Annotated in this window: 20 protein-coding genes; 10 read left to right on the forward strand and 10 right to left on the reverse strand. The window is 65.9% G+C overall.

Annotation, left to right across the window (positions count from 1 at the left end; all coding sequences use genetic code 11):
- The first annotated feature begins 258 nt into the window (after positions 1 to 258).
- Entirely contained in the window at positions 259 to 1,209 is a 951-nt protein-coding gene (locus tag WEG36_00275) for a hypothetical protein (GenBank protein ID MEX1256030.1), read from the forward strand.
- Between the two features lie 91 nt (positions 1,210 to 1,300).
- Positions 1,301 to 1,750 carry a hypothetical protein gene (locus WEG36_00280; GenBank protein MEX1256031.1) on the forward strand — a complete coding sequence of 150 codons (450 nt, stop codon included), beginning with the start codon at positions 1,301 to 1,303 and terminating at the stop codon, positions 1,748 to 1,750.
- A 22-nt stretch (positions 1,751 to 1,772) separates the two neighbouring features.
- Here the strand turns inward: WEG36_00280 and WEG36_00285 are convergent, their stop codons facing one another.
- A complete protein-coding gene (locus WEG36_00285; protein ID MEX1256032.1) occupies positions 1,773 to 2,528 on the reverse strand; it encodes a polysaccharide biosynthesis/export family protein in 756 nt (251 codons plus the stop codon).
- A gap of 498 nt (positions 2,529 to 3,026) precedes the next feature.
- Between WEG36_00285 and WEG36_00290 the strand changes: the two genes are divergently transcribed.
- Complete coding sequence (locus WEG36_00290; protein MEX1256033.1) at positions 3,027 to 3,998, forward strand: response regulator; 972 nt, start codon at positions 3,027 to 3,029, stop codon at positions 3,996 to 3,998.
- Between the two features lie 182 nt (positions 3,999 to 4,180).
- On the opposite strand, the gene WEG36_00295 is transcribed toward WEG36_00290, so the two are convergent.
- Positions 4,181 to 6,637: a polysaccharide biosynthesis tyrosine autokinase gene (locus tag WEG36_00295; protein MEX1256034.1), complete on the reverse strand. Its 2,457-nt coding sequence runs from the start codon at positions 6,635 to 6,637 to the stop codon at positions 4,181 to 4,183.
- Between the two features lie 386 nt (positions 6,638 to 7,023).
- On the opposite strand from WEG36_00295, the gene WEG36_00300 reads away from it, so the two are divergent.
- The 3 genes from WEG36_00300 (at position 7,024) to WEG36_00310 (ending at position 10,730) form a co-directional block, all read left to right on the forward strand.
- A complete protein-coding gene (locus tag WEG36_00300) occupies positions 7,024 to 8,556 on the forward strand; it encodes a sigma-54 dependent transcriptional regulator (protein MEX1256035.1) in 1,533 nt (510 codons plus the stop codon).
- 5 nt (positions 8,557 to 8,561) lie between these two features.
- The gene (locus WEG36_00305) at positions 8,562 to 9,704 is read left to right on the forward strand and encodes a HAMP domain-containing sensor histidine kinase (protein MEX1256036.1); all 1,143 of its coding nucleotides are present in this window, start codon (positions 8,562 to 8,564) and stop codon (positions 9,702 to 9,704) included.
- Positions 9,705 to 9,956: 252 nt separating this feature from the next.
- On the forward strand, positions 9,957 to 10,730 hold the full coding sequence (locus WEG36_00310) for a sugar transferase (protein MEX1256037.1): 774 nt from the start codon (positions 9,957 to 9,959) through the stop codon (positions 10,728 to 10,730).
- A 5-nt stretch (positions 10,731 to 10,735) separates the two neighbouring features.
- On the opposite strand, the gene WEG36_00315 is transcribed toward WEG36_00310, so the two are convergent.
- Positions 10,736 to 11,920, reverse strand: a complete 1,185-nt coding sequence (locus WEG36_00315; protein MEX1256038.1) for a glycosyltransferase — start codon at positions 11,918 to 11,920, stop codon at positions 10,736 to 10,738.
- A 4-nt stretch (positions 11,921 to 11,924) separates the two neighbouring features.
- Positions 11,925 to 13,034: a glycosyltransferase family 4 protein gene (locus WEG36_00320; protein MEX1256039.1), complete on the reverse strand. Its 1,110-nt coding sequence runs from the start codon at positions 13,032 to 13,034 to the stop codon at positions 11,925 to 11,927.
- A gap of 65 nt (positions 13,035 to 13,099) precedes the next feature.
- Here WEG36_00320 and WEG36_00325 point away from each other — a divergent pair, with 65 nt between their 5' ends.
- Together WEG36_00325 and WEG36_00330 are read left to right on the forward strand one after the other, a co-directional pair.
- Entirely contained in the window at positions 13,100 to 13,663 is a 564-nt protein-coding gene (locus WEG36_00325; protein ID MEX1256040.1) for a hypothetical protein, read from the forward strand.
- A 19-nt stretch (positions 13,664 to 13,682) separates the two neighbouring features.
- Positions 13,683 to 14,891, forward strand: a complete 1,209-nt coding sequence (locus WEG36_00330) for an ATP-grasp domain-containing protein (GenBank protein ID MEX1256041.1) — start codon at positions 13,683 to 13,685, stop codon at positions 14,889 to 14,891.
- Between the two features lie 164 nt (positions 14,892 to 15,055).
- On the opposite strand, the gene WEG36_00335 is transcribed toward WEG36_00330, so the two are convergent.
- Genes WEG36_00335 through WEG36_00355 form a run of 5 tightly spaced genes read right to left on the reverse strand, consistent with a single transcriptional unit; the run spans position 15,056 to position 20,302 of the window.
- Positions 15,056 to 16,294 carry a DegT/DnrJ/EryC1/StrS family aminotransferase gene (locus tag WEG36_00335; GenBank protein MEX1256042.1) on the reverse strand — a complete coding sequence of 413 codons (1,239 nt, stop codon included), beginning with the start codon at positions 16,292 to 16,294 and terminating at the stop codon, positions 15,056 to 15,058.
- Between the two features lie 55 nt (positions 16,295 to 16,349).
- The gene (locus tag WEG36_00340; GenBank protein MEX1256043.1) at positions 16,350 to 17,414 is read right to left on the reverse strand and encodes a FemAB family XrtA/PEP-CTERM system-associated protein; all 1,065 of its coding nucleotides are present in this window, start codon (positions 17,412 to 17,414) and stop codon (positions 16,350 to 16,352) included.
- Between the two features lie 49 nt (positions 17,415 to 17,463).
- Entirely contained in the window at positions 17,464 to 18,474 is a 1,011-nt protein-coding gene (locus WEG36_00345) for a hypothetical protein (GenBank protein ID MEX1256044.1), read from the reverse strand.
- Positions 18,471 to 19,424: a glycosyltransferase family 2 protein gene (locus WEG36_00350; protein MEX1256045.1), complete on the reverse strand. Its 954-nt coding sequence runs from the start codon at positions 19,422 to 19,424 to the stop codon at positions 18,471 to 18,473. Before WEG36_00350 ends, WEG36_00345 begins: the two co-directional genes overlap by 4 nt.
- Complete coding sequence (locus tag WEG36_00355) at positions 19,421 to 20,302, reverse strand: XrtA system polysaccharide deacetylase (protein ID MEX1256046.1); 882 nt, start codon at positions 20,300 to 20,302, stop codon at positions 19,421 to 19,423. Before WEG36_00355 ends, WEG36_00350 begins: the two co-directional genes overlap by 4 nt.
- A 564-nt stretch (positions 20,303 to 20,866) precedes the next feature.
- Between WEG36_00355 and WEG36_00360 the strand changes: the two genes are divergently transcribed.
- Complete coding sequence (locus WEG36_00360) at positions 20,867 to 21,697, forward strand: hypothetical protein (protein ID MEX1256047.1); 831 nt, start codon at positions 20,867 to 20,869, stop codon at positions 21,695 to 21,697.
- Entirely contained in the window at positions 21,694 to 23,196 is a 1,503-nt protein-coding gene (locus WEG36_00365) for an FAD-dependent oxidoreductase (GenBank protein ID MEX1256048.1), read from the forward strand. Before WEG36_00360 ends, WEG36_00365 begins: the two co-directional genes overlap by 4 nt.
- Here WEG36_00365 and WEG36_00370 read toward each other — a convergent pair.
- Positions 23,193 to 24,779: a GMC family oxidoreductase gene (locus WEG36_00370; protein ID MEX1256049.1), complete on the reverse strand. Its 1,587-nt coding sequence runs from the start codon at positions 24,777 to 24,779 to the stop codon at positions 23,193 to 23,195. The two genes, WEG36_00365 and WEG36_00370, sit on opposite strands and share 4 nt — an antisense overlap.
- Positions 24,780 to 24,798: the final 19 nt, after the last annotated feature.

Below are 24,798 nucleotides of genomic sequence, written 5' to 3' on the forward strand. Positions count from 1 at the left end.
ACTCCCGTACGCGCCCCCTGGGGGCGGTGCGGGAGTCCGGTCTTTCCTTCTCTTGAGGATGTCCACGGAGCTTGTGCGCCCTGGAGGGAGCCTTGCCCTAAGTCATCCGGGGTCGAGATGGGCTCTGTATTTTCGAGTTGACCAAGTGGTGAAACGACCGCCCAGGGTCCGACAGGTCTCCCCGCGACCGATCCGGGCCCAGCTCCAACTCCCCGTCCCCGAGGGGACGGGGGCCCACCCGTCCGACTGAGCTTCCCGGTGCCCGATTACGAGGTCTTTGGCCGCCTATTTCGCTCCGAGCTCCCCTTCCCCGAAGTCGCCCCCGCTCCCGCCGGTGCGGCCCACCCTCCTCTTACGCTTCGCGTGGCCCCCCCCGAAAGGTTTCCCGAGATGCCCGCCGCGCCCCCCATCGGAGAAACAACCGTGGGCAAGGGCGCGACCGTCCGTCTCTTCCGCGACGCTTCCGGTTTCCTCCTTCAGTTCTCCGACACGGGCACCTTCCGGATTTCGGAAAAGGAAATCGTCTGGTGGCCGGGTTCCGACGGTGCCTCGGAAGCGGCTCGCGTGGATGTCAAGGGACGGGTCATTCCTCTGGCCCTTCACCTTGGAGGCACCCTTTGCCTTCATGCGGGAGCGGTCATGATCGCCGGAAGTGTCATCGCCCTCACGGGTCCGAAGAGGGTCGGCAAGTCCACTCTGACCGCTTCGCTCGTGGCGGCCGGCGCGGAATTCGTGACGGATGACGTGCTCGCCCTGTCAGGCCCTCCGGAACCGAAGGCAGTCTCGGGCTTCGGTTCCTTTCGCCTCTGGGTGGATTCTGCCAAACAGGTCTCCCTTTCCTCGGCGTACAGTGAACCCGGCCTCGGAGGAAAGTTGAACGTGCGCGCCGCCGAGCCGACGGGCCTCCTCGCCCGCGAAGGTGTGCCTCTCGCGGCGGTATACCTCCTCCGTCCGGCCGATCCGAAGATCATGGAAACGCCGAAGCGCCAAAGGCTCTCCGAGCGGGACGCGGCAGTCGCGCTCCTCGGGAGCGTGAAAAACGGTGAGATCCTCGGGGGCGATGAACAGACTCGTGTCTTCGAGCTCGCCTCGGCGTGCGCCCGTGCGGTCGCCTGTTACGAGTTGGCCGTGCCTCGCGACCTCGATCTCCTCTCACATGCGGCCGAGGAGATCTTCGCCTGGCACTCCGGGTCAGGGGATCGCAAATAACCTCAGGACGATGCCATTGCCCTCGAACACAATCCCCCGGGTGGGCGTCGGAAGTCCCCTGCGGGCCCGCCGTACGAGCAGGAGAACGCGGGTGACCGCGCTCCGCCTTGCCCCATCTCGGCACGCGGCTCTAAGCTTAGCCATCATCATCCCCAAGTTCGTTCGCTCCGCCCCGACGACCGTCGGCACCGCGGGACGATTTCTGCCGACGCCCCGCATGCCAGACGACCCTGACCTTCGCAACCGTGCGCTCGAGCTGGAAATTCAAGCCCGCACGACCCTGACACAGCTTGCGATCGCGCCCGACGGTGCGATGGCCGAAGAGCTTTCGGCGCTCGACCACAAGCTCGAAGAGCTCGATCGGCTTCGAATCGAAAGCGAGGGAAGGCTCCGCTGGCCCCCGGATGCCGCACAACGTCTGGCCGTCTGCCGACTCGAGACGCGAAAGTTGCGGGAGGGGAAGACCCGCAGGCGGGACGCCGTCGGGAAGATCCGCCTCCTCATCCCGAGATTCGGGGGCGAGACTTCGGACCGGAAGTGACGAAGTCGGCGCGAGCGCGCCGCTAGAAGAGCGAAAACCCGAAAGCGACGCTCGTCGCGACGGCGACCCCCCACCGGAGGACCGAACCCCAGACGGACCCTGTCTGCTCGGGAATGACGACCTGGTCGCCCCCGCGTAGGTTCATCTGATCGAGCGTTCTCCCCTGGGCGAGGACGACTCTCAACTCGTCCCCGGTCCAGAACTCCTGACCCATCCGTTCGATGCTAATGTCCTCGAGATTCGCGTTCGATCCGGGGCCGCCCGCAAGCTGGATGAACTCGCTCAGGAGCATGTCCGACGGGGCCGTATAGAAGCCCGGAGCCCCGACGGCGCCCAGGATCGACAGCCGAATCTGGGAACTCGCCTGTACCTGGGGGTTCGTGATGAAGCGGCCGAGCTCCTGCGTGAGGTGGGGAATCACCTCGGAGCGGAGGACCCCACGCAGCGAAATGGGGCCGAGCTGCGGAAGGGTGATCCGCGGCCCACCCTCCACGGGGACGGTGACGGCCTGGAGTGCGGGTTCTCCGAAAACGGTCAGGGTGACCTGGTCCCCGATCTGGAAGTCGCCCTCCGAGAGACGCTGCTGAATCAGCGCGGCGTCTCGCCTTGCCGCGTCTCTTTCCCGTCCGCTGTACACCGTGGACGACGCTACGGCTTCGGTTCGCTCGAGGAGGTCGAGGAGTTCGGTGCGTCCGGCCTGGAGGCCGGAAGGGTCCCAGGAAGCCGCTGCCTGGCCCGAGAGACCCCCGGGAAGTGCCGCGAAACTCGCGATCGCCATGGCCGTCATCCATTTCATCATAGTCCCACCTTACCGTTGGTCGTCTCCCCAGGTTCCAAAGGGGCCTCTCGCGGTCCCGAGGTCGGAACCGCCCTCTACTTTTCCATGTTCAGCAACAAAGAAGCCAGCGCCGCTAAGCCGGCCAGGCGACTTCACATCCTCCTTAGAATGTGGACATTTCGGACCGGATGGCCAATCTTGTCCCCTTGCGAGGGACGATTTTCCCCAAAAGGACGTTGCGTACGTCCTACGAGGGCGTGGCGCCGCGCATCACCTCGGTGTACGGCGCGCGGGGGTGTCACCCGCCCCGAATCCCAAGACGCCACCCGCACCAAGCGGCCCAGATGGCTCCAAAGCCGCCGTGCGAAGCCCTTTTTACAATGTTGGCGGAGTAATGAGCACGTTTCCTGCATACCGTGGTGAGATGATCCGGTGCGCCAATTCGCCCACTCTAAAGTGACTCCCGCCGGAGACGTGCCCCCGGGAGCCGGAGCCTAGATGCAAGACCCCTCGAAGTCGGCGGGAACCCCCCTCGTCCTCCTGATCAACGACGAGGAGTGGACCACGCGTTCCATCGAGAGCATCCTCAAGCCCGAAGGGTACGCCGTCCTTCGGGCCTACACCGGACGCCAGGGACTCGAGCTCGCCTCCAAGATGCGCCTAGATCTCCTTCTGATCGATCTTCGCCTCCCCGATATCACGGGAATCGATTTGTGCGCGCAGATGCGCCGACTTCCCACCGTGCGGCCGAGCACTCCGATCCTCATCTTCAGCTCGGGATCGGTGCGCCGGAGCGACCGGCTTGCGGGGTTTCAGGCAGGTGCCTGGAGCGTCATCGAACCCCCGCTCGACCCTCAGGAGCTACTCGCTCTGCTCCATCCGTTCATCGCGGCCAAAAGAGACGCGGACGCGGCACTCGAGATGTCTTACGTGGACCCCCTGACCGGATTCTACAACGTGCAGGGACTCATTCGGCGGGTGACCGAGATGAGCGGGGACACGACACGCAGCCGGCGACCTCTGGCCTGTGTCGTTCTTGGCCCCTCGGGGCCGGGCGCCCTGGGTCCGGAAGCGAGGGACTTCCCGCCCGACACGGCGACACACCCCGCCAATCCGGACGTTACGCGGAGCCTCGGGAACATGATTCTCTCCGCCACGCGGCTCTCCGACGCGGTTGGACGCGTAGGGGAAAATGACTTCGTGATCATGGCTCCGGGAACGGATCAGGAAGGTGCGCTCCGGCTCGCCGAGCGCGTCATGGAGGCGGTGGATCGGGCATCGGCCCAAAACGCCGACCTGCGGGACATCGAGCTCAAGGCCGGGTTCTACGTGGTCTCGGGGTCGGAGCCGGACACCCTGATTCCCGAGGAGTTTCTCCGGCGGGCTACCTCCGCGCTGCGAGGGGCTCAGGCGGCGGGAGGCAAGAGTGGAAACGGCCTCTCTCGGATTCGTCCCTTCCAGCCCAACTGATCCGCGCTCCCCAAGACCGACACCGTGGCGACCCGCTCGAGCGCGGTTGGCTATCGGGCGCAGCGCGCCAGTCGTGACTCTCGGGCAGGCGCCGATGAGCGGGAGCCAATGCAAGCGAAGGGGGTGGGACCCACACCGCGTGGGTCCCGCCCCCTTCGCATTCCTCTCCCGGCCCCGTCCGGTCAGCTCTGCGAGCCTGCCCCCACGCCCGCAATGATCCGTTCCTCGCGGGGCTCGGCCTCTGCCTCGCTACTCACATCGTATCCGGGGAGGTAGGAGCCGTAGTACCGGTAGGCACCGATCTTGTCGGGGACGTAGTCGTTCAGGACCACACCCATGACACGGATCGGGAGACGGTCGAGGGGCTCCAGCTTCGCCATCGCGAAGTCCTTCTCGGTAGTCCCGCTCCGGACCACAAAGAGCATATGGCCGGTGATGGACCCCAGAACCAGAGGATCCGCTCCGGCCCCGAGCGGCGGACTGTCCACAAGAATCACGTCGTACATCTTTCGAAGGGCCGCGAGCAGATCCCCCATTCGGCGCGATGACAAGAGCTCCGGCGAGTGCGGAACGCGTGCCCCCGACCCGATGAAGTCGAGTCCGGGGTGGCTTGTGCTTTGGATGACCTCTTCGCCGGACGCGGACGACTGGAGGAACTCGGTGAGCCCAGGGGTCCTCGTCCCGCCCAGGAAGTGATGCACGTCGCCGCGGCGGGTATCGGCATCGAGGATCACGGTGCGCAGCCCCAGCTCGGCAAAGGAGACGCCAAGGTTCGTCGAGACGAGCGTCTTCCCTTCTTCCATGCTCGAGCTGGACACGGTGAGAAGCATCGGCCCGGCGGTTCCGTATGCATATTCGAGGCTCGTCCGCAGCTGGCGGAAGGCCTCCCGGATCTGCCCGAGGTTTCGGATCTGTCCGCTCCCTCCCCTGCCGTTGCGAGCGCCCTGGATTCGGGGGATCGCACCCAGGACCGGAAGCCCGAAGGCGCTCATCACCTGATCGGGCGTCCGAATCCGAGAATCGAACCGGTCGTACAGGAGCACGCCGGCCACGGCGAGCCCAATGACGCCAAAGAAGATCAGGAGGCCGATGCTGATCGGCGCACCGTCGACAGGATCGTTCGGCGGCACTGCACGGTCGAGCACGCTCACGTCGGGGATGCTGCTCCGCCGCGCGAGCTCGGCCGCCATGTACCGAGTCTGAAGGTCCGCATAGAGCTCCTCGGTGATGGCCACCGTTCGGCCCAATTGCGCCTCCTGAATCGTCCTCGGTGGGATGCTGCTGAGGCTGGCGCCGGATGCAGACCGTCTTGTGGCCAGCTGCTGCTCATACGCTCCGAGCTGTTGCACAAGTTCGGTCAAGATGCCAGGAATCATGGTCTCTTCGAGCCGATTGATCCTCGTCGAGACCTCCTGGACCAACGGATGCTCCATCGTATAGCGGTCCAGGAGCCCGTCCCGCTCGACTTGGGCATCGAGGAGGGCATCCACCATGGGGCGCAACTGAGGAGAGGCATCCGCGGCGGGAACAAACGCCAAGGCTTCGACCTCCAGTCCGCCCGTCGGTATCGAGGTCAGAATTTCCTGCAGTCGTTCGCGATCACGCCGGGCGGCGTCCGCCGCGGCTGTAAGGTCGAAATATTCTTGGAACGCCGGATTCCGCGTCATCTCCGTTCCGCCCTGCACGCTGTAGGGACGATCAGAGGGCAATGTGACGGTCTGGATCTGATGGGCTTCGAGGGCCTGCTCGGCGGCGGTCAACTCCGCCTCGGTCGCACGGAGCTGACCCAGCAACACTTCCGCTTCGGCATCGAGGTTGCTGCTCTTCAGGTCTGCGGCCACCGCAACGAACTGATCCATGACCGCATTCACGACATCGGCGGTTCGCTCCGGATCCGGCCCCTGGAAGTCGATGGTGAGGAAACTTCCGCGCGGGTCGATCGTCGGCACGAGTTCTTCGCGGAGATCGCGCGCGGCGTCCCTGAGGGTCATGAGTGTGAACGCGATGTCGCGGCCTTCCCGGAACGCTTCGGAGGGAGGGGCCCAGATGAAGCCCATTCCGGTGCCCAGCACGGTTCCGGGACTCACACCTCGAGTGACCGTCTCGTTGTCGCGAACGAGGATCCATCCCTCACCCGTGGGGGATGTGAGCCGGTAGCTCCCGGCCCGCACGGGACCGTCGAGCGTCAGATCTTCGAGGAGACCTGCATCCGCAGGATCGTGTGCCCGCACGTACAGCCTTTGGTCCGTGACGACCGGATCGAGAACGGCGTAGGTCTGAAGGAGATCGAGCCAGGAGCTCTGCTGAAGGAGCTCGTCGGTGACGATGGGTCCCTGATCCCCGCGTCCACTTCCCTGGATCCAGATCCGCCCCTGGGCCGCGTATTGCGGAACCGCCGCCATGAAAGTGGAATAGCCGTACCATGCGGCCGCCCCGATCAGTGCGGCAGTCAGAATCACCCACTTTCCGCGGTAAAGGGCAGAGAGATACGCCCGAATTCCCGGACCCGCCTCCTCATCCATCGGTGCGGCGAATTCCGTCGGAGCACCGGCATAAGGGGAGGTCACCGCCCCCGACGGGCGAGATTCCTCAGAGGGGACGTATCCCCGGGAAAGGGGGGAGAGGTGGTGATCGCTCATGTCGAAAACGTCCGCCTTAGTGAGGGTTCGGGCTCCTCGTCCAGACTCCGGTCCCGTCTCAAAAGTTCGGGAAATCGGAGGCCCACTCGGAAACAACGTTGCACAAGAGATACCGCTTCTGCGTTCCCCAGGGCAAGGTTTCTCTCCGGGGTCTCACCGGCCCCTTCCGACCTTGCCCCGCATCAATTTTTCCCCCGACCGGCCCCGAGAATCGGTTTCGGGACCCCTTCGAGCCAACCCCTTGCAAGTGTCGTTCCAAGACGTCAGGTGATGCATCCGCGCAAATTTGAGCCTTGCGTGCCGGCGCGCCGGGTGGAGATTTAGGCGTCAGGCGCCGCAATTCCACAATTCCCGGCCGCAAGGCCGGCCGGCCGAGAGGGGTAAGGGTGGGCGACGCAAATCCAGGAATGCTGGAACGCACGGCAGCGGGAACCTGGAGCGATCAGGGCTCGCCCGTCGAGGTGGATCCCAAGGACAAGGAGACGATTCGAATCCTCGTCGTGGACGACGAACGCACGCTCCGCGAGAGTTGCGCATCGATCCTCGGCGCGGAGGGATTCCCGGTCACGGTGACGGGGAAGGCCGACGAGGCCCTCCAGATCCTGCGCAGATCGCGTCCCGAAATCGTCCTCGTGGACCTGTACATGCCCGAAATCTCGGGCATGGACCTCCTCCAGGAAGCCCTCAAGCACAATCCCGATGCGCTCGTCATCGTGATGACGGGGAAGGCCTCGGTCGAGTCCTCGATCCAGGCCCTCCGGGCAGGGGCGTGGAGCTATATCCCCAAGCCCTTCTCCGCCACCCACCTGAGCATCCTCATCGGCCGGGCCGCGCACGCCATCATGATCGGGCGCGAGAGCAAACAGCAGCGCGCCGAGGAGGAAAGCTCCGGTGGCCACAGCGACAAGATCACCCTTCTCGGAGTATCTGCCGCTTTTAATCGAGTGATCCAGTCGGCCCGCCAGGTCGCGCACACGGATGCATCGGTCTTTATCAGCGGCGAAAGTGGAACCGGGAAGGAGATGATCGCCCAGTTCATCCACCACAATAGCCGCCGCAGCAGCCGCGAGATGGTGTCCATCAACAGCGCGGCCATCCCGGAGAACTTACTCGAGTCCGAGATGTTCGGGCACGTGGAGGGCGCGTTCACCGGGGCAATCCGGGACAAAAAAGGGCTCCTCGAGGCCGCAAATGGCGGGACCCTCTTCCTGGACGAAGTGAACGAAATGCCACACCCGATTCAGGCCAAGCTCCTCCGCGTGATCCAGGACGGTGTCGTGCGGCGCGTCGGGAGCGTCTCGGTGGATGCGGTCGTGGACGTCCGGTTCATCGCGGCCACGAATCAGGATCCTGGGGATGCGGTGCGATCCGGAAAACTTCGGGCGGACCTTCATTACCGTCTCCGCGTTTTCCCGATCGAGATCCCTCCCCTCCGCGAGCGCCCCGAGGACATTCCCGTCCTCGCGAGGCACTACCTGGAGAAGTTCTGGAAGGCGCATCGGCCGAAGGAGGCTACCGCGCCCGAGATCAGTGACGACGCGATGGCGGCGCTGCAAGAGCGCCCCTGGCACGGAAACGTGCGCGAGCTCCGCAACGTGATCGAGCACACGGTTGTCGTTCTTCCTCAGGGTGCCCGTCGGGTCGAGGCGGACGTCCTCCCCTTCCTCGAGCACGACGGTCCGATGCACGGCACTCCGTCTCGGCTCGGGGGGTTCCCTCTCGGCCTCGGTTATCACGCGGCGCGCGACCACGTCCTTGCCGACTTCGAGAAGGACTACCTCCGCCACGTGGTGCGGCGGGCCAACGGAAACCTCTCGGACGCGGCGCGCTTCGCGGGAGTGGACCGGACGACCCTTTACCGGCTCATGGATAAGCACGACCTCCGGAAGGAGGACCTCATGAGGACCGACGGCGGCTGAGTCGGATGGCCGTTCGCCTTCCGTCCCGGCGTGAACCGGATACGCACGGTGCCTCGGGCGACGCAGGTCCCCTATCGTCCGACAACGCCGATCCGCATCCCCTCCGGACGATCGCCGAGGGCATCGTCGCCCACTGGGACGACCGATCGTCGGGCTGGATGGCGCAAAAGGAGGAGGTGCAGGAGGCCCTTACGCGCATCGAGGTGGAGATCGAGCGAATCCGCGCCGGACGGGGACTTCCTTCGATCGGGGAACCCCCCGCGCGCCCCCTCCTCGATCACCGCCTTTGCGAGGCGATCCGGATCGAGCTCCTTCGCGACTGGGCCGGGACACAAAAGGGTTGCGGGCAGTGGCCTCCTCAGACCATCCTAGAGATCCTCGCCGCGTTGGAGGAGTATCGCGGGCTCCTGCGGCCGGGAGGGACCGAGGAGCTCGCCGCGCGCCTCGCGGAACCGGACGCCTTCGAGCTCGTGGTCGAGTTGGCGCACGATCTCCGATCTCCGCTCAACTCGATCCTCTTCCTTTCCGAGGTGCTTCGATCCGGGCACAGCGGCCCGGTCACGGACCACCAATGGAAGCAGCTCGGGTTAGTCTACAGCGCAACGTTGGGGATTGTGTCGGTCGTGAGCGACGTGATGGATCTCGCGAGCGAGCAGAAGGGCACGGTGATCGAGGACCCGAGCCCGTTTTCGATCGGGTCCGTCTTCGACTCGGTTCAGAAAATGGTGGGGCCCATGGCGGAAGAGAAGGGAATCTCACTCGAGTTCCGACTTCCGGATTACGACCGCTGTCTCGGAACCCCGGGGCCGCTTGGCCGCATCTTGCTCAATCTCACCACCAACGCCCTCAAGTTCACCGACGACGGATGGGTTCGGGTCTCCGCGGAGAAGCTCGGGCGCTCCATCGTGGAATTCTCGGTGCAGGACACGGGGCGGGGAATCCGTGAGGAGGAAATCGGACGGCTCTTCCAGCCCTTCAGGAAGTCCCCTCACCGGAGCGGCTACTTCTTTTCGGGGAGCGGACTCGGCCTGTCGATCGTGAAGCGGCTACTCGCGGCTCTCGGATCAGAGCTCAAAATCGAGAGCACCATGGGCGAAGGGAGCCGCTTCTCCTTCCGGGTGGAGCTTCCCACGGTGCCTGCTGTATGAGAGATTCATCGCATTGTGGCGCCATCGCATCAGACGTTGGCTCACCACGCCAGATTTTGGGCTCGACACGAGAAGACCAATCAATGGAAGTTTTGCCGATAAATGACTTACAGATGGTTAGGGTCCATGCGTAGGCCTGAGAACGGCCCTTGCATGGATGGGTCGACGTCCGGAGGAACGCGTCCCGCGCCACCACCGGAGGACCGGCCCCAGAGGGGGCCGATCCATGTCCGACTCGGCCAAGTGAACTCCATGTCCAACTCCTCGTCCAGCCCCGAAGACGCGATTCGGTCCGCCACCTTGCCCGAAGGCGACCTCCCGATCGCTTCCACCGCGGCGATGCGGGAGTTTCGGCGCGATCGCCGCGCACGCAACCGTTGGAACAGCGTGGGCGACCGGAACATTCGGCGGCTGAACGTGCTTGTGGCCGCAGTGGGGCTCGTCCTGGCGATCCCGCTCATCACGATCATCGCGATGGCTGTGAAGCTCACGTCGAGAGGCCCCGTGCTCTACCGGCAGCAGCGGGTCGGACACGACCGGCGCGAGTACCGCGGCCCCGGGTGGGAGAACGGACGACGCCAGTCGGACACGGGTGGGAAGATCTTCACGATGTACAAGTTCCGAACCATGTACACCCGCGCGGTGGATCAACAGGTCTGGGCGCGCCCGGACGATCCCCGGATCACGCCCGTCGGGCGGATCCTGCGGAAGTACCGGCTTGACGAGCTCCCGCAGCTCGTCAACGTGATTCGCGGCGAGATGAACATCGTGGGGCCCCGTCCAGAGCAGCCCGAGATCTTCCAAAAACTTCGGAGCCACGTGGAAGGATACGCGGAACGGCAGGCGGTTCTCCCCGGAATCACAGGGTGGGCACAGGTCAACCACCACTACGATCAGTGCCTCGACGACGTGCGGAGGAAGGTGGGGCTCGACCTGGAATACATCCGGAAGCGCTCTCCCGCCGAAGATCTCCGTATCATGGCCCGAACGCTTCCGGTCATGGTCCGCCGGAAGGGCTCGGTTTGAGGCGGTCAGGCTGACGCCGGCCCCTTTTCCCTTCGCGTAGGCTCCCAGACGGCGTCTCTCCGTCCGCCGAGTGCACGTAGCGCGGCATGCATCGCCGCTACGTTGCCCGCGAGACCGAACGCCGGAACCTGAAGGAGTTTTGGCAGGGGCCGCCCGTCCCCGAGTCGCCAACCCACCGCTCCCAGCGCGACCCCGAGGACCCCCGCGGCCAGAACCCCCCACAGTACGGGAAATTCCGGCGCAAGGAGGGCTACACCCACCGCCCCCATCAGCGCCACCCACGGGACGCCCCAGCGGCACACTTTGTGGCTGAAGAGCATCCAGGCGAAGGCTCCGTGACGGATCGGGTTCAAGAGGGCCCGCCGGTCCAGGAGCGTGGTCATCCCTCGCGTCATCGTCCTGACCTTGCGCCCGTACTCCCGGCGGAGCGACGAAGTGCGAGGGACGAGGCAGACCGCACGCGGGACGGAAACGGCGCGGTACCCGTTTTCACGACACTTGAGTGCCGCCGCGAAGTCCCGGCTCAGATGAGGTGCGACCGGGATTTTGTGAAGATGGGTCCGGATGGCGTAGAAACATCCGGACGCCCCCACGATTCCCGACACTTCGGTTTCGAGGTCGCGGATCCACATTTCGTACCCGACGTAGCCCGATTCCCCGAGGTTGGCGGGCTCGTCCGTGCGGCTCACGCTCAGGTCTCGCCCCGATGCGAGCCCGACCGACGGGTCGGAAAGGGCTGCGATCAGCGGCTTGAGAGCGTCCGGAAGGATCCGTGTGGACGCGTCCGTGTTCACTACGATCTCGGCCCGGATGCAGCCGGAGGCCGCGTTCTCGGCCGCCGTCTTTCCGCCTCGTTCGGGAAGGCGGAGGAACTCGACGCCGCGGTCAAGGTACCGGCTCACGATCTCGTCGGTTCGATCCGTCGAGCCGTCCGACACAATCAGGACCTGCCGCTTGCCGGGGGGATAGTCGAGCGCCGCGAGGCTCTCGAGGAGCCCTTCCGCCTGGCTCTCTTCGTTGTACATCGCGACCGTGATCGTCACGTCCGGCCAACTCCCGGGAGGCGCTTGGAGGAGCCCCTTCCCTCGACCCAATGCGGAGAGGATCTTCAGGGCCAAGGGATACCCGAGATAGGTATAGGCGACGAAGGCCGTCGCGAAGACCACGGCGGCCGCGCCGAGTAAGGTCATGACATCAGCGGGGTGCAGGATGAGTCCGGAGGAGCGAAGAATACAGGGCCTCGTACCGATCCAGCCAGGGTCCGGGAGCGAAGTCCAGGTCGAGGCGACGGCGGGCGCGGGCCGCGCGCACCTTCGCGGCCTCCGGTTCATTTCGGACCGTCTGGATTGCGGCGGCGAGCCCTTCCGGATCGTCGGACGAGACGAGAAGGGCTTCCTTCCTCACCACATCGGGGACCCCGCCCACGGCCGTCGCGACGATCGGAACCGAGGCCTCCATCGCCTCGAAAAGCGCGATCGGCGTCCCCTCGGTCCGGGAGCTGAGAACGAAGAGATCGAAGGCGGTGAAGAGCCTGCCCGCGGACGGGATCGCACCGTGGAATCGAATCGTCGCGTCGGCCTTTCGGCTCGCGATCCCCTCCCCCACTTCTCGAAGGGGTCCGTCTCCGATGAACGAAGCGGAAAGCTGTGCATCTGCAATCCTCTCGAGCGCGCCGAGGAGGACATCCGGACCCTTCTCCCGACTCAGGCGGCCCACCCAGCCGATGAGAAAGGCCTCGGGCGGCACCCCGAGGATCCGACGCGCCTCCTCCCGCGAAACCAGGGCGTGCCGGGTGCTCCAGGCATTCGGAATGAAGTGGACGCGATCCTCGGCAACCCGCCGCTCGCGGAGCCTTTCCTCGATCGCGCGGGAAACCGCGACGACCGCGTCCGCCTTCCGCACCGCCCTCACCTGCAGCACCTCGTAGATTCGATTCTTCCAGTTTCCTCCAGTGAACCCGTGGAGGGTGGTGACATGGGGAATCCCCAACGGACGGGCCGCGCCAGCGTGGAGAACGTCCGGCCGGTAGCCGTGCGTGTGGAGCACGTCGGCGCGGAGTGCATCGAGTGCCTCGCGGACACCCCGGATCTCACGCAGGTAGGCGCGCGAGGAGACGACCAGGGGGATGACCTGCACGCCCGCTTCCTGGAGGGGAACGATGAGAGGGTGGGCCGCGTCGCCGGGCGCGAGAACGAGAGCGGCGGCGACTTCGTGACCGCGCGCGCGTTGTCCTCCCGCAAGGCGGATGACGACCTCCTCCAACCCACCCGTCGTCGCGGGGGCCAGGGTGTGGAGAATCTTCATTGAAGCTGCACCCCGTCTCGCTCCTTCGTTCTTGGGTGCGCGCGGCGCGCTCGTTTCGCGACGGGATGTTGCATCCCCTCCGACGCCGGAGGGCGCGAGGGATCTTAAGGGGAACTCAGCACCCTCGCTCGGTCCTCTTTCTCTGCACGGGAAACATATGCCGGAGCCCTTATGCCGAGAAGGTGTTCGGGCGCTTCCTTTCCGATGGAGAGAAGGCCGCAGTGGAAGTCTTCTCGGCCGGTTTCCTCGGCGCGGACCGGCGTTCCCCGGAAGAGGCCGTCGTCGCCGCGGCGCTCCGCTCGGTCTCGCTGGATTCCCATCGCTCTCGTACGGTGGACCGAGCGCTCCTTTCCAGGGCCGACATCGTGGTCGCCATGGAGGTGGACCACTTACGCCGGCTTCGAAGTGTGCAGGGGAGCGAACCGCTTCCCTCGATTCTTCTCGGCGATCTAGACCCCGAGACTCCCAGGCGGCGCGAGATCCAGGATCCTTGGGGGCACCCTCCGGAAGTGTTCGACGCAAGCTTCGACCGGATCGATCGCTGCCTCGGAGAACTTGCGAAGCTCGCATACTCCCGTGCGGCCCCGGAAACACCCGCCTCGCCGGGGCTCGGCCACCCTGGCGACTGACCCAAACCGACGGAGGGCGATGCACTCCGCCCTCGTGACCGACGGAAACGAGCGAGCCGCGCTCGCCACGACTCGGGCCCTGGGAAGCGCCGGGTTCCGGGTCTTCGTGGCATCCCCCACTGGCCGGTCACTCGCCGGCGCCTCCCGCTTCTCGGCGGGCGACTTTCGGGTCCCCGATCCTCTTGAGGACCCGGACGCCTTCCTGGCGGGGCTCGCGGCATCCCTGGAGAGCTCCGGGGCGACCATCCTCTTACCGATTTCGGAGGCTTCGCTCCGGGCCGTCCTCCCCGCCAGAGAGCGGTTCGGGCCCACGACGATCCCCTTCCCCGCCGCACCGCTCTTCGACGCCGTCTCCGACAAGGCGAGGGTCGCCGAGCGCGCGCGGGAGATCGGGGTCGCCACCCCTACGATCGAGGTGGCCGAAGACGCGGAAGGGCTTTCTGCGCTCGCCGAAAGGGCGGGAATGTCCTTCCCTCTGGTCCTCAAGCCCACCCGGTCCGTCGTCGAGGGGTCCTCGGGGCGGCTCAGGACCACGGTCTCGTACGTTCGGAGCCCGGCCGAGCTCCGCGAGCTCGCTCCCCAACTCTCCTCGGCCACCTTTCCCATCCTCGTGCAGCGACGCGTCGTGGGCCCCGGGGTCGGCGTCTTTCTTCTCATGCACAAGGGCGAAGTGCTGGCGCGCCTCGCACATCGTCGCCTTCGGGAGAAGCCGCCTTCCGGAGGCGTGAGCGTCCTCAGGGAAAGCGTGCGTGTAACAGAGCCCCTCTTCTCGGCCTCGGCGGAACTGCTCCGCTCGTTCGGCTGGGAGGGTGTCGCGATGGTCGAATACAAGCTGGACCGCGACTCCGGAGAATACCATCTCATGGAGATCAATGGGCGGCTATGGGGATCGCTCCAGCTCGCCATCGACGCCGGAGTCGACTTTCCGACCCTGCTCGTGCGATGTGCCTCGGGAGAGGCTGTGGCGGCATCGCTCGACTATCGGATTGGGGTGCGGACCCGATGGATGCTCGGCGACCTGGATCACCTCCTGGCCCGCCTGATGCGGACGCGCGAAAGGCTCGGGCTCCCTCCCGGCGCCCCGGGGCGGATTGGCGCTTCGCTCGCCTTTCTCAGGGGCTTTTTTCCACCGATTCGAGACGAAGTCTTCCGGATCAACGACCCGGCGCCGGCCTTTCGGGAAGCCGCGGGTTGGCTCCGGGATTCCTTCCGCCTCCTCGGATCCTAGTGTCGTGGAGCAGAAGTCCTGTTCAGCACCGAGAGCGCTGATGCGCCGTTCTGGCAAGGCGCGCCGACGAGGAATGGCCGGGCTATTGCGAGCGAGGTGCAACACAGCCAGAGCGGATGCAGCGGCGCTCGAATGCGACAGGACTTCTGCTCCACTGCACTACGCTAGGAGGGCCTCTCGAAGCCGTGGGCGGGTGGGTCGCCCTTTCGTCCCCCGAGGGCTGACGCGATTCGCTCCGCGATCTTGGGCGTGACGAAGCGATGCGTGGGCAGGGTCAGAAGCTCCGCCGCCAGTCGCCGGGCCACCGGCATCTCGGAAGTCGGTTCGAGGATGCAGCCCTTCAGGGCGGGAAGTTCCGGGAGCGCTAAGGGATACCCAGGCATGATTCCGAGCGCGCGAGCCGTCCCGGGGTCTCGCAAGGCCCTGCTCCCCCCCTCGACGAGAACGGGAAGCCTCAGATACCCGGGCTCCCCTCCCGAAGCGGGCCGGACCCGAGACACCCCCGGCACCTCCGCGATTCTGGCCTCCAGGTCGAACGCGCAGGCCCGGCGCGAGGCCGCCTCGGTGGCGGATGATTCGGCCGTGCGGCGGGCCAGCTGGAGGGAGAACTTCGTCATCTTCCTCACTGGAACCGGCGGGTGATACATCGTTTCGCCCAGCGCGAGGCCGGGAATCGCCGCTGGGATCGCATAGAGCCCCGGACGCCCGAGGATCCACTGAGCGGTCGTTGTTACAGCCGCGCGTCCACCCCACCCCGACACGGCACCCCGCGCGCCCTTCGCGTGGCGAAGCCGACCTGCCATCTCCCCGCGAGCGAGGAGCGCGCCTCCTCCCCCTCCGGTCCATCCCTTCCCCCGGCCGAAGCTGAGGACGCTGAGCGCACCTAGCTCACCGATCAGACGGCCTGCCCAGCTCCCGCCTCCTCCCTGCGCCGCGTCCTCGACGAGCACGACTCCGTGCTCGTGCGCCAAGATCTCCAGGGGCTCCCATGCGACGGGAAGGCCGAAGAGGGGCGCCGCCACGAGGACCCCTGCTCCGCGAGCGAGGGCCGCTTCGACACTCGCGAGGTCCGGACCAAGCGTCACGGGATCGAGGTCGTAAAAGATGACCGGGGAATCGCTTCCGATCGCCGCGCTCGCCAGATCGAAGCAGGCGTAGGCCGGGAGCGCCACGGCGGGATTCGAACCGCGTGGGCGGGCGGACGCGGCGATGGTCAGGGCGAGTTGAAGCGCCTGAGTCCCGCTTCCGCAGGTTGCCACTTCCATTGCGTGGAACCGAAGGGCCAGCGCCCTCTCGAGCGCCCCTTCAGCTTCCTTCCGGGAGGCGGATGCTACAGCGAGCGCGGCCCCGATGATCTCACTGCCCCGGACCGGCGAATGCGCGGGCGGAATCGGGAGGGTCACGGCCGGTGAGCCCGGCCGCCGCGCGGTGGACCCCTCCAGTCGCGGGGGGTCTTCGTCACGGAAGCCGACGCGCGAGAAGGGGACCGATGCGGTTGGCGATCGCCAGGGGCAGCCGGCTCCAGACTCGCGTCGCGAGCTGGAATAGGGGGCGATCCGGATTCGGTGTCTCGGACACCTCGGTCGGGGACCACTGCCCCCAGGGGAGCGGCTCATCTCGCCCGCCCCACTGGCTCTTGAACCGATGTGTCCCCCCTCCTGGCGTACATCGCCCGAAATTGAACGCGCGGTTTCCACGGCCGATCATCTCTTCCATGAAAGTCCAATAGAGCAGCATGTTGGGCGCCATCGCGTTGTACTTCCGAATGGAAGAGGCCCAGGTGATCTCGAATTCCCCTTGCCAGGCGAAGCCGCATCCCGCGGCGACCGCGGTGGCGCCCTTGTACACGCAGCCGAATTCCACGATGCCGGGAAAGATGTCCGCCACCCTTTCGAAGAAACGGGCGGGAAGGACCGGCGTGCCGAGGTCTCGCATGTTCTCGGCGAATATCCGATAAAAGGGCGCTCTCTCGCCCGGGCCGAATCGAGCGGTCATTCCCTCCTTCTGCGGACGGCGAATCTGACTCCGCACCTTCGATCGAATCCCCTTCTCCCAGAGCTCCGCCGGATCCTCCGGAAGGTCGAGCACGACCGTGATCTTCCGGTCGAATCGCTTGAGCGGGGGTGCCGAAGGGGTTGCACGGTTCCGCAACTCGAGGAGCTTCACCCCCGTGGAGCGGGCGATCTCCACCGCGCGCTCCCCAAGGACCCGCCGTGCCTCATCGGTGCCGACGGCACCTCCATAGTTCAGGAAGGGCATGGAAAGGAGGTAGTTTCCGAAGAGTGCGCTCTGCACGTGGAAGAGGGGGAGAATTCCCTCCCACTCGCCACTCTCCTGCGATGCGACGAGGTAGGCGTGCTCGTGACCGAGCACGTCCCGAATAACTTCCCTCCACCCGGCCAAATGACAGAAACTGGCCGCCGGAGCGCGGCGAACGTAGTCGTCCCAGTGGGCCGCCTCCCCGTCGAATTCCCGGACGGTCAGTGTCCGCCCCGACAGTCCCTTCCCCTCACTCCCCGTCATCGGATGGACCTCCCGCGGGGTGACAGGTCCGAGGCCCTCCCCCTCGCCCTCAGATTTTCTCCCGCACGGATTCCTCCACGCGATATTCCCGTCGTCCCTGGCCGGCGCTGAGATGGACGATGATCTCACCGATCAGCCCCATGGCAATCGCCTGGACCCCCGTCACGAAGAAGAGGACGCCCAGGAGAAGGAGCGGACGGTCGGCGATCGCCTGACCACCGATTCGTTGGAGGAGAAGGACGATCAGGATGAGCGTGCCGATCCCGGAAAGGAGCGTCCCGACGAGACCAAAAAAACGCAACGGCTTCCGGGTGAAGCGGACCATGAAAAAGAGTCCGAGGAGATCAATGATGCGTCGCACGTAAATCCCGGGAGAATAAACGCGGGGTCGCGAGTCTTCCGGGTGTTGGGGAACGGGGACCTCCTCCACTCGGAATCCCTCCCGCTGCGCGAGCACCGGGAGAAATCGAACGAGGTCGCCATAAACGGGAACCTCGTCGAGAACCTCCCGCCGCATGGCGCGCACGCCGGAAGCCACATCTTCGAAGGAGCCACCGATCCCCCATCGGAGGAGCAGGTGAAAGGCCCCGCGCTGCAGCCGACCGAGGAATGACCCTCCGATCGCGGTTCGCTTCGCCGTCGCCAGATCCACCCCCTCATCGACCTTTCGAACGAGAGCGGCGAGCCCCTCGGCACGAACCCGCGGATAGGCGGGGAGGGTCACCACGACATCTCCGCGCAGATGGGTGCGCACGGCCTCCAACATCCCCGACTCTCCCACGCCGTGTCCTGCCTCGAATACCCGAATCGGCTCCCCTTCCTGACGAAGCTCCGCCAGCGATTGGGCGAGCTCGGTACCCCAACGATCCACCACGAAAACGAATTCGAAGGGTTCGCCCAGGGCACGTATCGGAGGAGAGTATTCTCGATAGAGCCAGTCGAGGGACGAAGGCCGTTCGGTTACGGCGACCACCACGGAGACGCGGGGTCGGTCGGCGGCTCCGGGGTGCGACGCGGACGCGGTCTCGACTTCGAACACCGGTCGAAGGGTGGGGGTCATGTGTGGACCTCGTGTAGAAGGGGGCCCGGATCCCGCCCGGCTCTCTGCTTCGTGCTCACCGCCACCTGCGCCACCAATCCCAGCATGAAAAGGAAGACGCCCAGAGAAAACCAGAGTAGCGTCACCCCGGCGAAAATGACGGATCCCGCGATCTCGGCATCGAACGCGCCGTACGCTCGAAGGGCGAGCCCAGCGGTCACGACACCGATCAGGGCGGCCGCGAGGGCTCCGCCTCCGAACAGGCGGGCGGGATTCATGCGAAAGGAGCGAATCATCTTTACGGTGAGCAGGTCCACGAGAACTTTTCCCACCCGCGAGAGGCCGTACTTGCTTTCGCCCGCGATTCGGGGGTGGTGGCGAACCGGCATCTCGGAGATCCGGGCACCGGCCATCCCTGCCGCGAGAGCCGGGATGAAGCGATGCATGTCCGAATAGAGGTGTACGCGCTCCAACAACTCCCGCCTGTACGCCTTGAGCGAGCATCCGTTGTCGCGGATTTTCACACCTGTGATCCCGGCGATGATTCGGTTCGCGATCCAGGAGGGGATCTTTCTGCGAACGAGGAGATCCTGACGCCGTTCCCGGTATCCCGCGACGAGATCCCACCCCTTCTCGAGCTCCGCCACGAGGACCGGGATATCGAGCGGATCGTTCTGGAGATCGCCGTCCATCGTGACCAAGATCCGGCCGCGTGCGTGATCGAAGCCCGCCTGCATGGCGGTGGACTGCCCGTAGCGGCGCGCGAGCGTCACGAGCCGGATTCGGGGATCCTCCGCGGCCGAATTAGCGACGAGCTCGGCGGTCCGGTCGGTGCTCCCGTCGTTCACCAGCACCAGCTCCCACTCAGTCGCCACCCCGAGCGCCGCTCTTACGCGATCGATCAGCGGGAGGACGTTTTCCTCCTCGTTGAGGACCGGGATCACGACGGAGAGTTCGGGGACGGAGCTCATGCCTCTTGGGCGCTCGGTGAGGACGGTGCGGGTGGCCGCGTCCCATCGTGAAGGAGCGCATCCACCGTCTCGGCGACTCGCTTGAATTTGTAGTCCCGGAGGAGGCGCTGAACCCTGGACCAGAGGTCAGCGGAACGCCCGCGAGTCCGAAGCCTCTGGCGCCACGGGATCCCGTGCCGGGGGAGCCCATCGTCCAACTCCCAGGGATGGATGTAGAAGGTCCCCGAGGCTCCCCTCGACTCTGCACTTTTCAGCGCCGCCTTCAGGACTCCATAAGGGAAGAACCGGAAGTAGGCGCCGCCCCCCGCGGGAAGGTTTGCACCGAGGACCCGGAGGGTTGCCGGCGGTACCTCCACCAGGGTCCCGGAAAGTCGTTCCATCCTATGGGGGTCCGGGTCACACGGATAGCCGTAGGACGGATGCACGCGGACCGGGAAGAGGCTGGAATCGTATCGGTACCCCTCCTCCAGCAGGACGTCCAGAGCCCATTCGCAACCTGGAACGATGGAAAAGCTCGGGGCCCGGTACCCGATCACCGCGGATGCCGTCAGATTCTCCAGGATACCCTTGGTTCTCCGAGCTTCCTCCCGGAAGGCCTCGGGGGTGAGGCCCGTCGTGACGAGGTGGTTCCATCCGTGCGAAGCGATCTCGTGCCCGCCGGCGGCGATTTCCTTCACCATCTCCGACTCCCTCTCCGCAAGCCACCCGAGGATGAAGAAGGTCCCACGTGCGCCGTTTTCGTCCAACAACTCGAGGAGCCGCCGCACCACTGGGGCGGAGCGCCGCGGGAGGTCGGGCCACATGGACCGCGGAACCCAGGGCTCGAGTGCGGTCGAGTGAAAGTACTCCTCGACGTCTACGGTGAAGTGATGTTGCATTCAATTCCTCTCGTGGCGGTGCGCACTAGCACTTATCTTCGGGGGCGGGCCATCCGGCGTTTCCAAGGATCGGCGCGTACAGGTTGCAAGGCGCGTGCCCGAGCCCTTCCGATGCGGGAAGGGCCCTATGGCCGCCCCCTTCGAGAGAATTCCCGAACCGCGATTGAATGACCGCATGGGCGCACCGCTGAAGATCTTGATGGTGGCTCCCGAGCCCTTATTTTTGCCCCCCGGGGAACCCCTTCAGTGTCCTCCACCGAATCCGCGCTCTTCTTGGGCTGGGCACGGGGTGGAGCTTGTCACCAACCCCTTCGGCGCTGCGGCTCCATCTCCCCCTCTGCCTCGCAACACGACCCGAATTATGAAATGGCACCTACGACCGGGTTCATACCCATGAGGAAGCCGGAGTCTTCGGCGAATGGCTAGCCCAACCTTACGGAGTCCCTCACGTCTATGATATGCACTCGAGCCGCCCGGCCCAATTCACGAGCGGCGGAGGGTAGACGATCCCGTGATGCGACCGAACCAGCGGCGTCCCTCACCCGCCCCCATTAGTTGAATCGGGTGGCGACCCCGCTTGTCGTGGACAGTCATGTGCACCTCCACCCGGAGTTCGGGATCGGCGACTTCTTTTCGTCCGCCCATGCGAACTTCGAAGCCGCCGCGCGCGAAGCCGGCATCCCGAAGTGGCAAGGAGCCATTCTCTTCACCGAATCCGGCGGCGTCGAGCGCTTCACGGAACTCCAGGTCAGCGGGTCCGAGACTCACTCACGCGGGAGCTGGACGTTCGAGCCCACCGACGAGCAAGGTTCGCTGGTCGCCCGGAACGCGACAGGTGCGGAGCTCCTCCTGATTGCGGGAAGGCAGATCCGGGTCGAAGGGCGCCTGGAGGTGCTGGCGGTGTGCACGGCCAAATCTTTCCCCGACGGAGGACGGCTCGAGGAGGTGGCGCGCAACGTGAGGGCGGCGGGTGCCGTCCCGATCCTCCCCTGGGGATTCGGGAAGTGGTGGTCCAAACGCGGCGAGATCGTGGAGTCGGCGCTTCGACGAGCGCATCCCGGTGACTTTTTGCTCGGGGACTCCGGACAGCGGCCTCGAAGCCTCCCCCAACCGAAGCTCTTTCACCTCGCGCGCGAGCGCGGGATCCCGATCCTGAACGGCACCGACCCCCTTGATTATCCGGCCCAGGCCCGCCGCGTGGGGACATACGGATCGTTTCTCGATCTGGGTGGGGAAAGCGGCGGCCGGCCCTCGGAGATGCTCAGGGACACTCTCCTCGCCCTCTCCGCGACTCCTCCTTCCGTCGGTAGGCGAGTCTCCCTCGGCGGCTTCGTCTCTGCCCAAATCCGCATCCGAATCCCCATCGGGGGCTCCGGCACGAGGAGGCACCGATGACGACTCGAGAGGCGCCCTCCCGGGGGATGATCCACCGCGATCCGACCGCCACCGAGCGCGAGCGCTTCGACCTGATCATCATTGGCGGCGGCGTCTACGGGATTTCGCTCGCGCTCGAAAGCGCCGCACGTGGCCTTCGTCCTCTCCTCCTCGAGCGGGGAGACTTTGGCGAGGAGACGAGCGCGGCTACGCTCCGCATCCTCCATGGGGGGCTCCGGTACCTCCAATCGCTGGATCTCATTCGATTCCGGGAGTCCGTGAGGGAGCGCCGATGGTGGATCCGGACTTTCCCCACTCTCGTCGCTCCCCTTCCCTGCCTCCTCCCCCTCTATGGCGACGGTCCCCGGCGGCGGGTGATCGTCGCTCCGGCACTCCTTCTGAACGACCTTCTCTCCGCCGATCGGAATCGCGGCGTCGCCCCGGAGCTCGTTCTCCCCCCCTCCCGGACCCTCGGTCGCAACGAGACGATCGACCTCTTTCCATCGGTCCGCGCGGAAGGGCTCGAGGGCGCCGCCCTCTGGTACGATGCCTCCATGGAGAGCCCTCACCGCCTCCTGGTGGAAATGCTTCGGTGGGCCGCCCTCGAAGGGGCAGTCGCCCTCAACTACTTGGAAGCCACCGAGCTCCTCCGCGAAGGTGACCGGATTGCCGGTGTGCGAGGGCTCGACCGCCTGCACGGCACGGAGCTCGGATTCCGAGCCCCTCTCGTAGTGAACGCCGCCGGCTCCTCGACCCCTCGGGTCGCGCAGCTCGCAGGGGCCGCGGACGCGGCGCTTTTCCGGCCGTCCCTGGCCTTCAACGTCCTCCTCCGCCGATCGCCCCCCTCCAAGTTCGCGGTCGGTGTTCATGCTCCGGATGGCTCGGCCCAAACCTACTTCCTCCGGCCCCACGGAAAATTCACCTTCGCCGGAACGGGACACGTGCCATGGCATGAACGGTCGGAGCCCCCCACGCGGACACCAGACTCCATGATCGCTACGTTCCTGGAGGAAATCCGACGTGCGGTTCCCTCGTTCGACGTCACACCCGCCGATGTCGTGCGGGAGTTCCGCGGGCTTCTTCCGGCGGCGAAAGAAGGAACTTCCGTCCTTGCCCGCCGCCCGGTGATCCGGGATCACTCCAGGAACGGTGGCCCGACCGGCCTCTATTCCGTGGCGGGAGTGAAATTCACGACTGCCCCGGGGGTGGCGCGCCTAGTCCTCGACCGCGCCTTCGGTCCGGCCCCAACTCGTCGCGAGGAGTTCCTGGCTCACCCGCCCGCGTTTCCGGCACGTATGACCCCCAAGCTTTTCGGGCGGCTCCGTGAAGGGTCACCCGAGCGGGCCGCGGCCTACCTGCGCTCGACGGTCTCCGAAGAGAGTGTCGCGTTCGAGGAAGATCTGGTGCTCGGCAGGCTCGACTGGGGTCTCGACCTCGAAGATGCGGAAAGCGCGAGCCTGGATCTTGCGGGTCTTCCCGGCGCGCCCGCCCTACCTCGACGCACCACGTCACTACCCTAAGAAAGGTCCCGCAGGCGGACCGCGAGCCGGCGTGCGAGTGCAACGACGGTGAGCGTGGGATTCGCGTACCCCACGGTCGGAAAGACCGAGCTTCCGGTCAGGTAAAGATTGTGGAGGCCATGGACGCGGCAGTCTTGGTCAACGACTCCCTGGGCCGGATCCACGTGCATTCGAGTAGTTCCCATGTGGTGCTTCGCGGGCACGACGGCGGCGCGCCAAGCATCGGTCTCGCCCCGGATGCCCCACTCGATCCGTCCGAGCCCCGCCGTCCTCACCGAGCTCTCGAACCGAGCACAGGCCTGGCGCATGCTCCTCACGTCCAGGTCGCCCAACCTCCATTCGACCCGGGGGAGGGGTCGGTCGAAGGCGTCCCGACGGCTGGAGAGGACCACCCGATTCTCCGGACGGGACTCGCATTCGGCGAGGAGCTTGAGGGGCCATCGGCCGGCTCGTCTCCCGTGAATCGTGAGCCGCCGCCAGAGTGCGACCGCCGCGGCACCCGGGGATCGCAGGACCCTCTTGGCATGCGTGACCGTTCCGCCCGGAATCCCTCTTCCTCGCGCCTTTTCCCAGAGCTCGAGCATTGCCTGGACACCCCCGGAAGCAAAGACGGGGTGAGCTTCGTACGCCGGCCGAAAAGTCACCGCGATGTTGAGAAGGGCTTCTCTCTGCTGGACTTCCGGCGACAGCGCGAACCCACCGCGGACAAAAGAGCTCGGAGGCATCTCCGCGCCTCTCCAGGGGAAGTAGAAGTCCATCTCCACTCCCCTTCCCTCTGGGACGAAATGTCCCGGGTAGAGGAAGGCATGCTCGGTGAAACATCGGCCTACCCGCCCGCGGGCGTTTCCCGGGCTCCTCTCCGGAGAATCGCCGGAGAGGAGAAGGAGGCGGGGGTTCTCGATTCCTCCTGCGGCGAGCACGAAAGTCTTCGCCCTCACCTCGACTCGTGTCCCTCCCAACGCGGCCGCTGACGCCGACTCGATCACATCACCGCTCGCGCCCACATGCAGGCGGAGCGCGATCGCATGGAGAAGGACATGGATCGTACGCGAACGCTCGAGCGTCTCCCGGTACGTCGTCCCGAAGTGGACCGGGCTCACCTGAAATAGCGCGGCAGGAAACTCGCCGCCCGGGAGCGGGAGGGGCGCCAGCCCAGAGCGTAGCGCCCACCGCTCCGCGTCGTAGTCGTATGGTCCCAATCCCAGGACTCCGTGGGCTTCCTGGTAGTGCGGGAGCAGTTCGTCCAGGCCGAAGGGCCAGCCCCCGGCCGGAACCCAGGTGCGCGCCGCGAAGTCGAGTGGGTCCAGTGGGCGGCACCAACCGGCCCAGACTGCGGTGGAGCCCCCGAGTCCGGCCATGCGGGTGTCTCGGAGCGGTGGATAGGGGTCTCCACTCACTTCGCCTTCGTACAGCTCCTGGGTCGGCCCGTCATAGCCGAACCCGCCGGATTCGAGGACCGCGACTCGCTTTCCGCGACCCTCGAGGCCGAGCGCGAGACTGATCCCGGCGGCGCCGCCGCCGACGATACAGATGTCGAATTCGTGCGTGGTGCCGGTCTCGAACCGCCGCGCATCCGCGATCATTCGAGTCCCCCGCCGATCG

Source organism: Gemmatimonadota bacterium (assembly GCA_040882465.1).
Classification (GTDB): Bacteria; Gemmatimonadota; Gemmatimonadetes; order Longimicrobiales; family Gaopeijiaceae; genus JBBEBG01.

Bases quoted from the DNA above. Each gene is read 5' to 3' on its own strand.
- WEG36_00285 (MEX1256032.1), bottom strand. From the start codon at position 2,528: ATGGCGATCGCGAGTTTCGCGGCACTTCCCGGGGGTCTCTCGGGCCAG.
- WEG36_00290 (MEX1256033.1), top strand. From the start codon at position 3,027: ATGCAAGACCCCTCGAAGTCGGCGGGAACCCCCCTCGTCCTCCTGATC.
- WEG36_00295 (MEX1256034.1), bottom strand. From the start codon at position 6,637: ATGAGCGATCACCACCTCTCCCCCCTTTCCCGGGGATACGTCCCCTCT.
- WEG36_00305 (MEX1256036.1), top strand. From the start codon at position 8,562: ATGGCCGTTCGCCTTCCGTCCCGGCGTGAACCGGATACGCACGGTGCC.
- WEG36_00310 (MEX1256037.1), top strand. From the start codon at position 9,957: ATGTCCAACTCCTCGTCCAGCCCCGAAGACGCGATTCGGTCCGCCACC.
- WEG36_00315 (MEX1256038.1), bottom strand. From the start codon at position 11,920: ATGACCTTACTCGGCGCGGCCGCCGTGGTCTTCGCGACGGCCTTCGTC.
- WEG36_00320 (MEX1256039.1), bottom strand. From the start codon at position 13,034: ATGAAGATTCTCCACACCCTGGCCCCCGCGACGACGGGTGGGTTGGAG.
- WEG36_00325 (MEX1256040.1), top strand. From the start codon at position 13,100: ATGTTGCATCCCCTCCGACGCCGGAGGGCGCGAGGGATCTTAAGGGGA.
- WEG36_00330 (MEX1256041.1), top strand. From the start codon at position 13,683: ATGCACTCCGCCCTCGTGACCGACGGAAACGAGCGAGCCGCGCTCGCC.
- WEG36_00340 (MEX1256043.1), bottom strand. From the start codon at position 17,414: ATGACGGGGAGTGAGGGGAAGGGACTGTCGGGGCGGACACTGACCGTC.
- WEG36_00345 (MEX1256044.1), bottom strand. From the start codon at position 18,474: ATGACCCCCACCCTTCGACCGGTGTTCGAAGTCGAGACCGCGTCCGCG.
- WEG36_00350 (MEX1256045.1), bottom strand. From the start codon at position 19,424: ATGAGCTCCGTCCCCGAACTCTCCGTCGTGATCCCGGTCCTCAACGAG.
- WEG36_00355 (MEX1256046.1), bottom strand. From the start codon at position 20,302: ATGCAACATCACTTCACCGTAGACGTCGAGGAGTACTTTCACTCGACC.
- WEG36_00365 (MEX1256048.1), top strand. From the start codon at position 21,694: ATGACGACTCGAGAGGCGCCCTCCCGGGGGATGATCCACCGCGATCCG.
- WEG36_00370 (MEX1256049.1), bottom strand. From the start codon at position 24,779: ATGATCGCGGATGCGCGGCGGTTCGAGACCGGCACCACGCACGAATTC.